This is a genomic window from Ignavibacteria bacterium, assembly GCA_025612375.1.
Lineage (GTDB): Bacteria > Bacteroidota > Ignavibacteria > Ignavibacteriales > SURF-24 > JAAXKN01.
The window spans coordinates 289,761-305,181 of the sequence record JAAXKN010000002.1 but is presented as its reverse complement, the minus strand read 5'-3'; the positions used below and the strand labels follow the sequence as shown (position 1 = coordinate 305,181).

At 47.1% G+C, this 15,421-nt stretch carries 13 protein-coding genes; 3 read left to right on the top strand and 10 right to left on the bottom strand.

Annotated features, from left to right (window positions below; all coding sequences use genetic code 11):
* Positions 1–2: 2 nt before the first annotated feature.
* The 3 genes from HF312_03035 to HF312_03025 are packed head-to-tail and all read left to right on the top strand — an operon-like array spanning position 3 to position 3,941.
* Positions 3–2,558 (top strand): FtsX-like permease family protein, encoded by a 2,556-nt coding sequence (locus HF312_03035; GenBank protein MCU7519161.1) that lies wholly within the window; start codon positions 3–5, stop codon positions 2,556–2,558.
* Positions 2,559–3,725 carry a carotenoid 1,2-hydratase gene (locus tag HF312_03030; GenBank protein MCU7519160.1) on the top strand — a complete coding sequence of 389 codons (1,167 nt, stop codon included), beginning with the start codon at positions 2,559–2,561 and terminating at the stop codon, positions 3,723–3,725.
* A 15-nt stretch (positions 3,726–3,740) separates the two neighbouring features.
* Positions 3,741–3,941 (top strand): YwbE family protein, encoded by a 201-nt coding sequence (locus HF312_03025; protein ID MCU7519159.1) that lies wholly within the window; start codon positions 3,741–3,743, stop codon positions 3,939–3,941.
* Positions 3,942–3,988: 47 nt separating this feature from the next.
* Here HF312_03025 and HF312_03020 read toward each other — a convergent pair whose 3' ends face one another.
* The 10 genes from HF312_03020 to ilvB all read right to left on the bottom strand — a co-directional run bounded on the left by HF312_03020 (position 3,989) and on the right by ilvB (position 15,404).
* Positions 3,989–4,645: a hypothetical protein gene (locus HF312_03020; GenBank protein MCU7519158.1), complete on the bottom strand. Its 657-nt coding sequence runs from the start codon at positions 4,643–4,645 to the stop codon at positions 3,989–3,991.
* 283 nt (positions 4,646–4,928) lie between these two features.
* Entirely contained in the window at positions 4,929–5,882 is a 954-nt protein-coding gene (locus HF312_03015; protein MCU7519157.1) for a branched-chain amino acid transaminase, read from the bottom strand.
* Between the two features lie 14 nt (positions 5,883–5,896).
* Positions 5,897–7,489, bottom strand: coding sequence for a citramalate synthase (locus tag HF312_03010; protein MCU7519156.1), 1,593 nt, complete (start codon positions 7,487–7,489; stop codon positions 5,897–5,899).
* Between the two features lie 17 nt (positions 7,490–7,506).
* Positions 7,507–8,070, bottom strand: coding sequence for a 3-isopropylmalate dehydratase (locus HF312_03005; protein ID MCU7519155.1), 564 nt, complete (start codon positions 8,068–8,070; stop codon positions 7,507–7,509).
* A 37-nt stretch (positions 8,071–8,107) separates the two neighbouring features.
* A complete protein-coding gene (locus tag HF312_03000; protein ID MCU7519154.1) occupies positions 8,108–9,403 on the bottom strand; it encodes a 3-isopropylmalate dehydratase large subunit in 1,296 nt (431 codons plus the stop codon).
* Positions 9,404–9,453: 50 nt separating this feature from the next.
* Complete coding sequence (locus HF312_02995; protein MCU7519153.1) at positions 9,454–11,028, bottom strand: 2-isopropylmalate synthase; 1,575 nt, start codon at positions 11,026–11,028, stop codon at positions 9,454–9,456.
* Positions 11,029–11,079: 51 nt separating this feature from the next.
* A complete protein-coding gene (gene leuB / locus HF312_02990; protein ID MCU7519152.1) occupies positions 11,080–12,156 on the bottom strand; it encodes a 3-isopropylmalate dehydrogenase in 1,077 nt (358 codons plus the stop codon).
* A complete protein-coding gene (gene ilvC / locus HF312_02985) occupies positions 12,153–13,175 on the bottom strand; it encodes a ketol-acid reductoisomerase (GenBank protein ID MCU7519151.1) in 1,023 nt (340 codons plus the stop codon). Before ilvC ends, leuB begins: the two co-directional genes overlap by 4 nt.
* Before the next feature lie 7 nt (positions 13,176–13,182).
* Positions 13,183–13,701, bottom strand: a complete 519-nt coding sequence (gene ilvN, locus HF312_02980) for an acetolactate synthase small subunit (GenBank protein ID MCU7519150.1) — start codon at positions 13,699–13,701, stop codon at positions 13,183–13,185.
* A gap of 5 nt (positions 13,702–13,706) precedes the next feature.
* Positions 13,707–15,404 (bottom strand): biosynthetic-type acetolactate synthase large subunit, encoded by a 1,698-nt coding sequence (ilvB, locus tag HF312_02975; protein MCU7519149.1) that lies wholly within the window; start codon positions 15,402–15,404, stop codon positions 13,707–13,709.
* Positions 15,405–15,421: the final 17 nt, after the last annotated feature.

Genomic DNA, 15,421 nt, shown 5'->3' with positions numbered 1-15,421 from the left:
TTATGAACCGCGTATTAAACCGATCCGCCTTCAATTACCTTCTCAGGCATCCTTTGCAGCTTGTTTTGTCACTGCTTGGCATTGCGCTCGGCGTTGCAGTTGTAGTTGGAATTGACCTTGCTAATGCCGGGGCATCGAGGGCTTTTGAACTTTCAATGGAAAGCGTTGCCGGAAAATCAACTCACCAGATAACAGGAGGGCCTAAGGGACTGCCCGACTCTGTCTACTCCTATCTTAAAATCAGGAAGCAAATAAATCCCATGGCTCCTGTTGTTGAAGGAAATGTGGCAATTGTGCGCCCTGCATTGAGAGCCTTTACATTACTGGGAGTGGACCCTTTTTCGGAAAAGCCTTTCCGCTCATACCTCTCCCCCATCAGCGGGAAAATAACAGGAGACATTTCGGCCTTTATGGCTAAACCCGGCTCTATAATTATTTCTACCAGAACAGCCGGCCAGCTGGGGCTCCGTGAGAATGACACTCTTACACTCAAAATCGGGGGCAGCTATAAAAAAGTTAAAGTGCTAGGCCTCATAGAAGGGGAAAATGAAAGGAGCAGGAATATTCTTGACAACCTGATACTTTCTGACATTTCAACGGCACAGGAACTCCTTAATATGCCGGGTTACTTAAGCCGCATCGACCTCATAATTCCGGATAGCCCGCAGGGGGAAGAAATGTTAAAAAAGGTTAAAGAGAATATTCCCCCGGGTTCATCAGTTCTAAGATCGGAGACACGGACAAAAATAGCATCCGATATGCTTAAGGCTTTTGACATTAACCTTACAGCCTTAAGCCTCCTTGCCTTGATTGTAGGGATGTTCCTGATCTATAACACCATGACTTTTTCCGTCCTGCAGAGGCGCACATACATTGGGCTTCTGCGTTCAATTGGTGTAACACAGAAGGAGATTTTCAGGATATTTTTAACCGAGGCATCTATTCTTGCCGCTGCCGGCACCATTCTAGGCATACTTGGAGGCATTGTGCTTGCCAAGGGAATGCTGAGGCTTGTTACACAGACAATAAACGACCTCTACCTGGTGCTTTCTGTAAGGGAGCTTAACATTTCACTCTTCAGCCTTGCCAAAGGAGCCTTTGTTGGAATCGGAGCCACACTCCTTGCCGCACTTAAGCCGTCTCTTGAGGCTTCTTCCGTTCCGCCCCGCCTGGCCTTAAGCCGCAGCGACCAGGAAATTAAATTAAGAAGGAAAATCCCGAGGCTTGCCCTTATGGGTATAGTAATGCTTTTGCTGGGAGCAGGCATTTTATCGCTTCCCGAAAGAAGCATCATACTAAGTTACATTGGAATTCTTCCCGTAATACTGGGCTTCAGCCTTCTTACTCCCTTAATGATATTTTACTCCATGAAATTCCTGAGCCTAATTACAGGAAAACTTTTCGGCCTTACGGGACGTATGGCTTCAGGCAGCATTGTCTCACAGATAAGCAGAACGGCAGTTGCCGTTGCGGCCCTCAGCATTGCGGTTTCTGCTTCTGTCGGCATCGGCACTATGGTCAATAGCTTCCGCCAGACAGTCCTAACGTGGCTTAACGGCAACCTTGAAGCCGACATTTATATTTCACCTCCGGGGCTTGTGCTCAGGAATAACGACGCGACAATGGATTCCGCGCTCGTAAAAAGGATTGAGGCACTTCCTGAAGTAGAGGATTATAACTTCTACCGCGAGATAACTCTGAATACGGGGAATGATGAGATGAGGATCTTTGCGCTTAACGTGGGTCCCAGGAGCTACAACGACTTTAAGTTCAAGGAGGGAAATCCAGAAAAGTTCTGGTCCGGGTTCCGGGAAGGTGACGTTGTAATGGTAACTGAGCCCTATGCATACAGGCATAATATTAAGACAGGTGACTTAATTTCAATACCGACTGAAAAAGGGAATATTAATTTCAGCGTAGGCGGGGTTTATTACGATTATGCCTCCGACCTCGGTATGGTTACAATGGCCTTCGACACTTATAAAAAATACTGGAAGGAACACTCAATTTCAGGCTTATCACTTTTCTTAAAGAAAGGCGTAAAGCGCGACAGCCTTATTAACTATATCCGCACCATGCCGGGGCCTGATGAAGAGATACTCGTCCGCTCAAGCAACTACCTGAGAAAGGCTTCAATTGATGTATTCGACCGGTCGTTCATGATAACAAACGTTCTGCAGGTTCTGGCAATTGTAGTTGCTTTCATCGGAATTCTGAGCTCTCTTATGGCGCTCCTGCTTGAACGCAGCCGCGAGTTTGCCATTCTGCGCGCAAGCGGCATGACTCCCCTTCAGCTCTGGAAGCTCCTTACAATACAGACGGGCCTTATGGGAATACTTGCCGGCGTGCTCTCGCTTCCACTTGGAAATGTGCTTGCATGGATACTGATTTATATCATTAACCGCAGGTCCTTCGGCTGGACGATGCAATATCTGGTACTGCCTGAAGTTTTAATTGAGGCCCTTCTTGTTGCCATTAGTGCGGCTCTTTTGGCAGGAATTTATCCCGCCCTTAAGATGGCGCGCACCTCCCCGGCCCTTGCACTCAGGGAGGAATAGATGAAAAAAACTGTAGTTATGATAATAATTGCTCTTATCACCCTTTCTGCAGGAGCCTATCTTCTTACACAAAGAAGCCGGAGAGCTGGGGAGATAAATACCAGTCTTTCAGTTTCAAAAGCGATGTCGGGAGGCGACACGGCGGGATATAAAAGAGCAATTAACCCGCGTAAATTTATTTTCCCTGAAGACTATGGGCCCCATCCGGGCTACAAAACCGAGTGGTGGTACTTTACAGGGAATCTGCAGTCAGAGGATGGGCATCATTTCGGCTACCAGCTCACCATTTTCCGCACCGCCATTTCACACGACTCTCTTAAGGGCTCCTCCCCATGGAGAAGCAGTCAGGTTTATATGGGGCACTTTACGCTTACTGATATAGAAAACGACAGATTCTACAATTTTGAACGCTTCAGCCGCGGGGCAGAATCGCTTGCCGGCGCCGCGGCACGTCCATTCCGTGTGTGGCTGGAGGACTGGGAGATAAAGGAAATTAAAGGAGAGGAAAGTAACGGCATTCCGGTGCTCCATCTTAAAGCTGAAGAAAAAGGTATATCAATTGAATTTACATTAAAAAGCATGAAACCCGTGGTCCTCCAGGGAGATCAGGGCTTAAGCCGGAAAGGCCCTGAACGGGGGGATGCTTCATACTACTACTCGCTTACAAGGCTTCAGACTTATGGAACAGTTAAGATAAATAACACGGACTTTAACATAAGAGGCCTTTCATGGATGGACCGCGAATGGAGCACCAGCGCCCTAAGCCGCAGCCAGGCGGGCTGGGACTGGTTTTCTCTTCAGCTTAATAATTCAAAAGAGATAATGTACTACCAGATGAGGCTTAAAAGCGGCGAGGCAGACAGGTTTTCAAGCGGACTCGTTGTAAATGGGGATGGGCATACAGAACCCGTTAAAAAAGAAGATGTCAAGATTGAAGTGCTTGGGAAGTGGACAAGTCCCTTGGGAGGAGAATATCCTTCGGGCTGGAAGCTTTCAATCCCCTCAAAGGGTATTTATCTCGAAATAATTCCTTATGTTAGGAACCAGGAATTAAACGTTTCCGTAAGATACTGGGAAGGGGCGGTAAAGATTAAAGGAACATGGAACAGCCGTCCTGTTGAAGGCACCGGATACGTTGAACTGACAGGTTATGGTGAAGTGTTATAAACTAAAGGAAATTAAATGGACGGCAAAAACCGCAAAGATATAACGCCCGGATTGAGGGTTTCAATTGTATTAAAGCAGGATCAGAGGACTGGAAAGAGAACTGAAGGAGTGGTTAAGGATATACTTACCTCATCAAAATCTCATCCGCACGGCATCAAGGTGCGCCTCGAGGACGGCCAGGTAGGCCGCGTGCAGGAGATCTTGGAATCCTGGTAGATTTTTTCAGGGGCGCGCGGCGGCGCGCCCGTCTTACCAGATATTATTCAAATACCGTAATTCAATCCCAATGCAACGGTGTTGTATGTCCCGCGGCTGGTGAAAAATCCGTTATAGCTTGAATTAATAAATGTATTCAGTTTATAGCTTAACTGAAGCTCTATACCCTGCGCAATTTCATGCGAGAGCCCTATCCCGGCGCCTATGCCGAAGAGGTTGTCGTTGACTTTCCTTTTGGTCTTAGGATCAGCATAGAACTCCGTCACCCTGCCGGTATTCTCATCAACTACTTTAACGTTATCATAAACATTGTAGCTTAAATGCGAATACCCTGCCTCCAGGTTCACGAAAGTAGTAAAAAGCCTGTCGGAATGCACATTGATCCGGCTTCCCAAATATAGAGGAATTAAGACGTGCTCATCGGCGTCATATGAGGTCGTAAACTGCTGCTTTTGGATTTCCGAATAGTCCATCTCATGAATGATGTGGTTTTCATCCCAGTATGAGATGCCTGAATACGCATAGAGCTGAATTGCAGGACTAACGGAATAATTGTACTGGAAAGCTGTGCTGAAGCCTTTTGAGGAGTTCATCGGGAATACGGCCCCGGCATTAAACTGAATGGAACGGGAATTCTGAGCCATGAGAATTCCGGAAAGTAATATTGAGACCAGAACCAGCAATGAGAAATACTGTTTTGACATTTTGCTACCTGTTTTTAGTGATTTGGAAAGATAAAAGGTATCAAAAATTCATAGTACTCCGTTGCTCAATATGATATTAATATATCCGGATTAAATGATTGCAGAAGTGATTCCGGACACGATTTTGTGATGAGTAAAGTTAATTGTTTTTACAATTTGAATCAAGACCGGAAATGTTTTTATGACTAGCCCCAAGCTTTAGCTAGAGGTACGCTGCCGGGAAAATTGCTCCTCCCGGCAGGTACATGGGTTTTTGTGTCCTACAAATTAAATTTCCAACTAATTAAACAGCTTCGCGGGCTTCATCGGAATCATCCGTGTAGATGTAGTCCAGCCATTTCTCGTAATTTTTGTCCTTGCCGTGGATTACTTTTGTATAAGCCTCCTGCAGGTCGGCGCTTACGGGTCCCATAGAGCCTGCGCCTATTTTCCTGTTGTCGATCTCTCTTAAGGCAATTACCTCACTGGCCGTTCCGGTAACGAATACCTCATCGGCAATATAAAGCTGGTCGCGCGAGATCTGCTCTTCAATTACTTCATAGCCGCGGTCCTTTGCAACCGCAATTATGCTGTCGCGTGTAACACCTTCAAGTACGCCGGTACGTGGAGGAGTGTAAATTATGCCGTTACGGACTAAGAAAATATTTTCTCCCGTGCACTCTGAAACATATCCGTAGGGATCAAGCAGTATAGCTTCATCAAAACCCGCCCTCAGGCTTTCGGTTTTTGCAAGCACTGAATTGACATAGTTGCCGGCAACTTTAGCTTTTGTCATCATTATGTTTGGATGGTGCCTTGGATATGAGGACACGTTTGCCCTTACACCCCTTTTCAGTGCTTCCTGCCCTAAATAGTTTGTCCACTTCCAGACCGCAATAGAGAGGTCAATTTTCACTCCGTCAACAGTAAGGTTCCAGCCGCCTTCCTTGATATATACAAGAGGCCTGATGTAGCACTCTTCCATTTTGTTTATGCGCACGAGTTCTATAGTTGCGTTGTAGATTTCGTCTATTGAGTACTGGAGGTCGCTCATGCCGAGAACCTGTGTGCTCTTAATTAATCTGTTAAGGTGGTCTTTAAGTCTGAAGACTGCTGGTCCGTTGGGAGTAGAATAAGAGCGGATTCCTTCAAAAACGCCTGTACCGTAATGAAGTGAACTCGTTAAAAAGTGTAACTTGGCCTCGTTAAAAGGAACCATTTGCCCTTCCATCCACACATAATCTGATTCAAATGCCATATAATCTCCGAAAATTAATTTGCTTGTGAAATAATTCTGTTATTCAATTTGAAAAGTTTATAATTAATGCTGTCATTTAATGCCTGCAGGCTGGCTTCAAAAATGTTGCTGCTGACGCCAACCGTTGACCATGTTTCAGAGCCGTCGCTCGACTGTATTAAAACCCTTACTTTAGACGAGGTGCCCTGCTTTTCATCCAGCACGCGCACCTTATAGTCAACGAGCTCAATGAGCGAGATCTCGGGATAAAACCTTAAGAGAGCCTTGCGCAGTGCGTTATCCAGCGCGTTAACCGGGCCGTCGCCGTTTGAAGCCGTATGCTCAATTTCGCCGTTAACCTCAACCTTTAGTATCGCCTCGGATTCGTTCATGCCGCCCGAGTCGTTCATTACGTTGACCTTTGAATTAAGCACCTGGAAGTAAGGTGTAAAGTCCTTCATCTCCGAGTGCATTATAAGTTCAAACGACGCGTCGGCGCCGTCGAACTGATAGCCTTCAAACTCCATACTCTTTATATGTGCCGTCAGCTTTTTCGTCAGTTCAGGCTCGCCTTCAATGTCAACTCCAAGCTCCTTTGCCTTGTATCGTATATTGCTCTGTCCTGCAAGATCCGAAACCAGCACCCTCTGCTTGTTGCCGACTTCCTTAGGATCGATGTGCTCATACATTCTGCTGTCCTTCAAAACGGCGCTTACGTGAATGCCGCCTTTGTGCGCGAATGCCGATTTACCTGTAAAAGCTGCCCTCGAATATGGCACAAGATTCATCGTCTCATAGACAAAGTTTGAGAGTGCAGTAAGTCCCTGAAGGTCAACTTTGGAGTTTGTCTCACATTTAGCTTTAAGGACGATATTAGGTATTATGCTGCATAGGTTTGCATTACCGCATCTTTCCCCCACGCCGTTAATTGTGCCCTGTATGTGGAGTGCCCCGGCCTGAATTGCCGAAAGCGTATTGGCAACTGCAAGTTCAGAATCGTTATGGGCATGAATACCAATTTTTGCCGTAACTCTCGCTTTTATAGCACTAACAACCTCAAAGATTTCACCCGGCAGGCATCCGCCGTTAGTGTCGCAGAGTACAAGAACGTCAGCCCCGGCCTTTTCAGCCGCAAGAAGCATGGAAATGGCAAACTCCGGGTCATCCTTATAGCCGTCAAACAAGTGCTCGGCATCATATACTACTTTACGCCCATGTTCCTTTAAGAAACGGACCGAATTATATATCAGTTCCTCGTTCTCACTTTTGGAAATCCCTAAGCCCTTTTCAGCGTGCAGGCGCCAGGTTTTCCCGAAAATTGAAACAACCGGGGTCCCGGCCTTAAGAAGCGCATTCAGGTTGGCGTCTCCCTGTATATTTTTCAGGTCGCGCGCCGTACTTCCGAATGCCGAGAGCTGTGCCCTTTCCAGGTTCAGTTCTTTGGCGTAGCGGAAGAACTCCTCGTCTCTCGGATTGCTTCCGGGCCAGCCGCCTTCAATAATATCAACACCGAATTCATCAAGCTTGCGGGCAATAATAAGCTTATCCTGCACAGAAATGCTTATCCCCTCCCCCTGAGTACCGTCGCGCAGAGTAGTATCGAATATTTCAATCGTCTTTCTTTCCACACATTCCTCTTTCTGATTTACTTAGCCAGCATTCCTGTTTTTCTGGCATATGAAAATATGCCGCCAGCCATCACTATATCATAAACGCTGCCCAGGGAATTAAGGCTGTAGGTCTTCTTGTCGCTTAAGTTTGTTATTGTGTTAGCTCCAAGGTCCACTTCAACCTCGTCGCCTGTTTTTATGACTTCGTTAAGCTTCACAGGTGTTTCAAAAGGTATAATGAAGCCGCCGTCAACCGAGTTGCGGTAGAATATTCTTGCATACGATTCTGCAACAACGGCCTTCAGGCCTGCAACGTTAAGCGCCAGCGGGGCATGCTCGCGTGAGGAGCCGCACCCGAAGTTCGAGCCGCCGATTATTACCGTATATTCAGAGGTATATCCGCCTTCCTTTACAAATGGCTTTCTTCCTTCCGGAAGGCCTGCCTGTGCGGGAGGGACTCCCGAGAGTGCAAAGCGCCCGTAGTTTTTCAGTTCCTCCTCGTCGCTAGTTGAATAGACGAGGTGCTCTGCCGGAATGATCTGGTCTGTATCTATATTATCGCCCAGGACATATGCCCTGCCGGAAATTTTATTGTTCATCTTTTACCTATAAATTTTAGTTCCGAACACTTTTTAATTACATGCACTCTGCCGGGTCGGCCAGTGAGCCGTTCACGGCTGTTGCTGCTACTGTAAGTGGTGAAGCCAGGTAAACTCCGGCATTCTTGCTTCCCATGCGTCCCGGGAAATTCCTGTTAGTAGTGGAAACAACAACGTCTCCGTCAACCGAGCGCCCGAAGGTGTCAGCCGGTCCGCCCAGGCACGCCGCGCATGAAGGAGGTGCAATCCTGCATCCGGCACTGATAAATATATCCTTCAGTGTTGAGCCCTCATAAGTTTCCTCTTCCAGCATCCTGGCAACTGTAGTGGAACCGGGGACTATAAAGGTCGGGATTTTAACCGTGTTTCCTGCAAGAACCCTGGCTGCAAAACGGAAGTCTGTAATTTTCCCTCCCGTGCATGAACCTATGTAGCACTTTGTAACTCTTGTTCCTTTAACTTCGCTGGCAAGAGCACGCTTGTCCGGGCTGTGCGGAGCTGCAACAACGGGCCTGAGCTTGGAAACGTCATAGGTAAATGTCTTAAGATATTTTGCATCATTGTCGCTTTTGAAAACTTCGTAGCTTCCTTTCACCCTTCCCTCGAGGTATTTTTCAGTTACACCGTCAACGGCAATTATGCCGCTTATGGCGCCGGTTTCAATTGCCATATTTGTAAGAGTCATCCTCTCATACATTGAAAGTGACTCTATGGCTTCTCCGTCAAACTCCATTGCGCAGTATGTGGCGCCGTCGGTTCCAATGTCGCCGAGGATCTGAAGGATCAGGTCTTTTGCTGTCAGGTATTCAGGCATCTTTCCGTTAAAAGTAAATTTTATTGATTCAGGCACTTTCTCCCAGATCTTGCCCGTACCCATAATAAAAGCGGCATCCGTATTTCCAACGCCTGTCGAGAACATGCCGAAAGCACCCGAAGTACATGTGTGCGAGTCCGTTCCGAAGAGCACAGTACCGGGAACGTTAAAACCTTCTTCAGCCAGGGCTATATGGCAGACGCCCTTGTAGCGGTCTGTTCCGGGGTCATAGTAATTCTTAAGCTCCTGTTCCTTTGCAAAGGTCCTAAGCATTTCAACGTTTCTGTTTGCGTGTGTGTTTTCTGTGAATATATAGTGATCGGGGATGATAACGAGCTTATCTTTATCCCATATTTTAGCTTCACTCCCGAATTCCTTCTTCCATATTTCTATTGTCGGCGGCCCGCAGACGTCATGCGTCATCAGGACGTCGACATTCAGCCAGACATTCTCGCCCGGGGTCAGCCTTGACTTTCCTGCTGACCTGGCGAGTATCTTTTCGGTTATTGTCATTCCCATTTTATTTCCTTAAGTATTATTCTTTTTCGAATTCCGGTTATCTCATTTCATTAAGCTACAGAGAGCTCTTCTTCATCCTGAGCGTTTTCATTTTTCAGGTAAAGGTACTGGGCGTTTACTGCCATTAAAAATGCCCTGGCACTTGCCTCAATAATGTCTGTTGAAATGCCCCTACCTGTAAAGGATTTTTCATCATGTCTTGTTCTTACTATGGCCTCACCCATCGCCTGGCGGCCTGAAGTTACAGAGCGCACATGATAAGCCTCAACAACGGGCTTTACATTAAGCACCATTTCAATGGCATTAAAGCATGCGTCTACAGGCCCGTCGCCTATGGCCGAGCCCTGAAGAATTTCTTCACCCGACTTTATTGCAACAGTGGCGGTCGGTATTGCCGTTGTGCCCGACTGAACCTGAAGCGAGACAATCTCAAAATGCTCTTCATCCCTGCGCACATCGTCGCCCATCAAAAGTCTCAGGTCCTCATCAAATATCTCTTTTTTCTTGTCTGCAAGAGCCAGGAATTTTTCATATACGGCCTGAAGTTCTTCACCTTTTTTATTATATCCCAGTTCCTTCAGGCGGCTTTCAAGCCCGTGGCGACCTGAATGGCGTCCCAGGACAATCCTCGATTTATTTACACCAACCAGTTCAGGAGTTATTATCTCATAGGTCTGCTTGTTTTTGAGCATTCCATCCTGATGGATTCCGGACTCATGCGCGAATGCATTCTCGCCAACAATTGCTTTATTCGGCTGAATTACCATTCCGCTAAAGCCCGATACCATACGGCTGGTGTTGAATATCTCGGGTGAGTTTATATCGGTATGAAATCCGCAGATATCCTGTCTTACCTTAAGAGCCATTACAACTTCTTCCAAAGATGCGTTGCCGGCTCTTTCGCCAATTCCGTTAATTGTGCATTCCACCTGCCGCGCTCCGTTCTTTAAGGCGCTTAAAGTGTTTGCTACAGCAAGGCCCAGGTCGTTGTGGCAGTGCACGCTGATAATGGCCCTGTCTATATTTTTAACTCTTTTTCTTAACTCGCTTATTATTGCCCCGAATTCTTCAGGGAGTGTGTATCCTGTCGTGTCGGGTATATTAACAGTTGTTGCACCGGCTTCAATTGCGGCCTCAACAACTTCACTGAGGTAACCGATGTCTGTTCTTCCTGCATCTTCGGCTGAAAATTCGACGTCCTGAACGAAAGACTTTGCATATGCCACCGCGTCATAAGACATCTTAACTACCGTGTCGCGTTTTTCCTTGAGTGTCCTGCCATACTTGTCGTCGCCGAACTTGCCCAGTATATGGATGTCCGAAGTGCTGGAGAACGTATGAATCCTCGGATGCTTTGCGCTCTTCAGGGCTTCATAGGCAGACTTGATATCTGCTTCCTTTGCCCTTGCCAGAGCCGCAATTATGGCCGTAGATTCATCTGAAATTCTTTTTACAGCTTCAAACTGTGCGGGTGAGGAGACGGGAAAACCCGCCTCTATCACATCCACATTAAGCCTTACAAGCTGGCGCGCAATTTCGAGCTTTTCAAAGACGTTCAAAGAAGCCCCTGGTGACTGTTCGCCATCGCGCAGTGTTGTATCGAAGATTACTATTTTATTATCCACTTTTTCTCCTCTCTATCTCTCTCTAATTAACTTTGTAAGGACTTAACATCATTACTTTTCTGAAAGTATTTTTTCCGCCTGCTCCAAAACCGCCTCTGTCATTTCCGTTGTAGACAAGAGCTTTGTGCCTTCGGAATATATATCGGCTGTCCTGTATCCTTCGGCCAGGACGCCTTCAACCGCCCCGTTTATAACGGCAGCAGCTTTGGGATTCTTAAGCGAATACTCAAGGAGCATTGCAGCCGAGGAAATTGTAGCAAGAGGGTTTGCCTTGTTCTGCCCTGCAATGTCAGGGGCACTGCCGTGTATCGGTTCATACAAGGCGTATTTGGTACCCATGCTTGCAGAAGGAAGCATTCCAAGACTTCCGGTTATCATGCCTGAAATGTCGCTTAAGATGTCGCCGAAAAGATTGCTTGTAACAATAACGTCGAACTGTTTCGGGTTACGTACAACCTGCATTGCAGCATTATCCACGTACATATCGGAAAGAGTGATATCCTGATATTCCTTATGCACCTCATGCACCACTGTTCTCCAGAACTGTGAGACTTCAAGCACGTTGGCCTTATCGACAGACATAACTTTTTTACTTCTCGTGCGCGCCATTTCAAATGCTATTCTTGCGATGCGCTCAACTTCGGCGCGTGTATATTCCATGGTGTTCCATCCCCTGCAATCGTCAAAGCCGCGGGGTTCACCAAAGTATATTCCGCCTGTAAGCTCTCTAACAACAATGAAATCCGTTCCCTTAACCGTTTCCGCTTTAAGTGAAGAGGAATCGACCAGGCAGTCGTAGACTTTTGCGGGCCTGATGTTTGCAAAAAGCCCCAGTTCTTTTCTGATCCTTAATAACGCTGCCTCGGGTTTCAGGTGGTGGGGTAATGTTTCCCATTTGGGCCCTCCTACGGCTCCGAGCAATACCGCGTCTGAAGCCTTGCACTCGCTTAGGACATCTTCTGAAAGCGGAGTGCCGTATTTTTCGTATGAGCATCCGCCCATGAGCCCTTCTGTAAACTGGAGGGGGAAGTTCATCTTCCCCGAAACCAGTTTCATTACCCTGACAGCAGAGCTTACGATATCGGGACCGATACCGTCGCCCGGGAGCAGCATTACCTTGAAACTCATACGCCCACCTCTTCCTTGGCGTTTTTCTTGAAGAGCCAGCTCATCATTGAGCGGAGCTTAGATCCTGTCTTTTCAATTGAGTGCTCCTGGTTTTCCTCTCTCATCTTCTTCATGTTAGGAAGCCCGTTATTGCATTCATCAAGCCATTCCTTTGCAAAGCGTCCGTCCTGTATTTCAGCAAGGATCTTTTTCATTTCGCTTTTTGCTTCGGGGTTTATAACTCTTTTTCCGCGTGTCATGCCGCCGTATTCAGCTGTTTCGCTTACGGAGTAGTTCATTCTTGTAAGGCCTCCTTCATAATAGAGGTCGACAATAAGTTTCATCTCGTGCATGCATTCAAAGTATGCCAGTTCAGGCGGATATCCGGCTTCAGTAAGTGTCTCAAAGCCGGCCTTAATAAGTTCTGCAGAGCCGCCGCAGAGTACAGCCTGTTCGCCGAAGAGATCGGTTTCAGTCTCATCCTTGAAGTTTGTTTCAATGACACCTGCTCTTGTTCCGCCAATGCCCTTTGCCCATGCAAGAGCCATTTCTTTTGTCTTGCCTGAAGGATCCTGGTAAACAGCTATGAGGTTAGGCACGCCGTTACCCTCAAGATATGTTCTTCTTACCAGGTGACCCGGGCCTTTAGGAGCAATCATCATAACATTTATGTCAGCCGGAGGCACGATCTGCTTGTAGTGTATGTTGAATCCGTGGCCAAAGGCCAGTGTGGCACCTGATTTAATATAAGGACCTATTTCCTCGTCGTAAACTTTTTTCTGTGTCTGGTCGGGAAGAAGAACCATTACAACGTCTGCATCCTTAACTGCTTCTTTTACGGTTTTAACTTTAAGTCCTGCTTTTTCAGCCTTGGGCCATGAAGCACTGGTTTCTCTCAAGCCAACTGTTACATCGAGACCGCTTTCCATTAAATTAAGTGAGTGGGCATGTCCCTGGCTGCCGAAGCCGAGGACGGCAATTTTTTTACCTTTTAATACATCCAGGTTCGCATCCTGTTCATAATAAACTTTCATTTTAATCCTTGTGTTAAAGTTGTGAATAATTAGTCTGCTTTTTAAAATCTTTTGTCTGTTCGCCTCTTTTCAAGGCTACAGCACCCGAGCGCGCAAGTTCCTTAATGCCGTAAGGGGCAAGGACGTTGATCGCGGCGTCAATTTTGTCGGGCGGTCCTGTAATTTCGAGCGTTATGGTTTTATTGTTAATATCAACCACATTGCCCCTGAAAATGTCGCCCACATTCAGGATCTCTGAGCGTGTGCCTTTCTGGTAGAATACTGTAATCATGGCAAGTTCCCTTATTACAGTTGGAGTCTGTGTAAGATCAATCACCTTTATTGTATCGATGAGGCGGTTGAGCTGCTTAACCACCTGTTCGATTATCTTGTCGTCGCCCGAAGTAACGAGCGTCATTCTTGAAACCTCAGGCATTTCAGTCTCACCGATTGAAATACTCTGTATATTAAAACCCTTTCCGCTGAACATTGTAGCAACGCGGTTGAAAGCGCCGTACCTGTTTTCTAACAATACAGAAATTATATGCTTCATATTTATTACTTCGTTGATTTTGGATTCAGTCGTTTAACAATCATTTTTTCGTAGCTGGCTCCCGGCGGAACCATCGGGAAAACCATATCTTCGCGCACCACCTTGAATTCTATGAGTACAGGGCCGTCGTTTATTTCAAAAGCCTTGTCCAGTATAGAGTCTACTTCCTTCGGTGAATCTGTCGAGAAAGCCTTAAGCCCGAAAGCCTCGGCCACCTTCATAAAGTCGGGGTTGGTCTCCGAGAGGTCTGTAAAGCTGTACTTCTCAAAATGGAAAAGTTCCTGCCACTGGCGCACCATGCCGAGGAAGCTGTTATTGATAATTATGAACTTAACCGGAACCTTATATGCCGCAGCCGTAATAAGCTCCTGGATGTTCATCTGGAAGCCGCCGTCGCCGCTGATGGAAATAACCGGACGGTCCTTCACGGCAAAAGCTGCACCAATTGCCGCGGGCACCGAGAATCCCATGGTTCCAAGTCCGCCGCTTGTAAGGAGCGAGCGGGGGTTTTTGAATTTATAGTACTGTGCGGTCCACATCTGGTGCTGTCCCACGTCTGAAACAACGACAGCCTCGCCTTTGGTCTTCTCCGAGAGCTTTTCAATTACGTATTCCGCTCTTAACTGTCCGTCGTTGTCTTCATAGACAAGCGGGCATTCGTCTCTCCACTGGTTAATCTCGTTCCACCATTCCGGGAAACTTAAAGGTTCACCAAGTTCAGCTGCAAGTTCAGCCATTACGTGCTTAACGTCGCCCACAATCGGAAGGTCCACAACGACGTTTTTATCTATTGCAGTTGGATCAATATCCACGTGTATCTTAAAAGCTTTAGGTGCAAAGTTATTAACGTCGCCTGCAACCCTGTCGTCAAAACGGGCGCCGAGAGCAATAAGAAGGTCGCAGTTGCTTACGGCCTGGTTAGCCCAGTAGGTGCCGTGCATTCCGAGCATTCCAAGCGACTGCTCGTTCGTTCCGTCAAAAGCTCCAAGGCCCTGAAGCGTCATCGTAACGGGCAGGTTATGTTCACTGGCAAGAACCCTGAGCTCATTGGAGCCGCCGGAAATCAGAACGCCGCCTCCGACGTAGAGCAAGGGGCGCTTGGCCGCTCTTAACATCTCGGCTGCTTTTTTGATCTGGTACTGGTGCCCGTAGAAAAACGGCCTGTAGCCTTTTAATTCAACGCTCTCCGGATACTGGAATTCACATTCCGAGTTAATTACATCTTTTGGAAGGTCCACCAGTACGGGTCCGGGCCTCCCGGTAGAGGCAATGTAGAAAGCCTTCTTAATTGTTGAAGCCAACTCCCTCACGTCACGCACGAGGAAGTTATGCTTTGTTATAGGGCGCGTAATACCAACGATGTCAGCTTCCTGGAAAGCATCGTTACCGATAAGGTGAGAAGCGACCTGGCCTGTAAAGACGACAAGAGGCACCGAGTCCATGTATGCGTCAGCTATACCGGTAACTGTGTTTGTAGCGCCCGGACCCGAGGTCACAAGCACCACGCCGGGCTTTCCCGTAGCCTTTGCGTAGCCTTCAGCCATATGAGTTGCACCCTGCTCGTGGCGCACCAGAATGTGCTCAAGGAAATCCACGTCGTAGAGCTTTTCATAAAGTTTCAGGACCGCGCCTCCGGGATATCCGAATACATATTCAACTTTCTCCTCTCTGAGGCATTCAAAAAATATTTCTGCTCCTCTCATCATACCGTTGTTTTCTT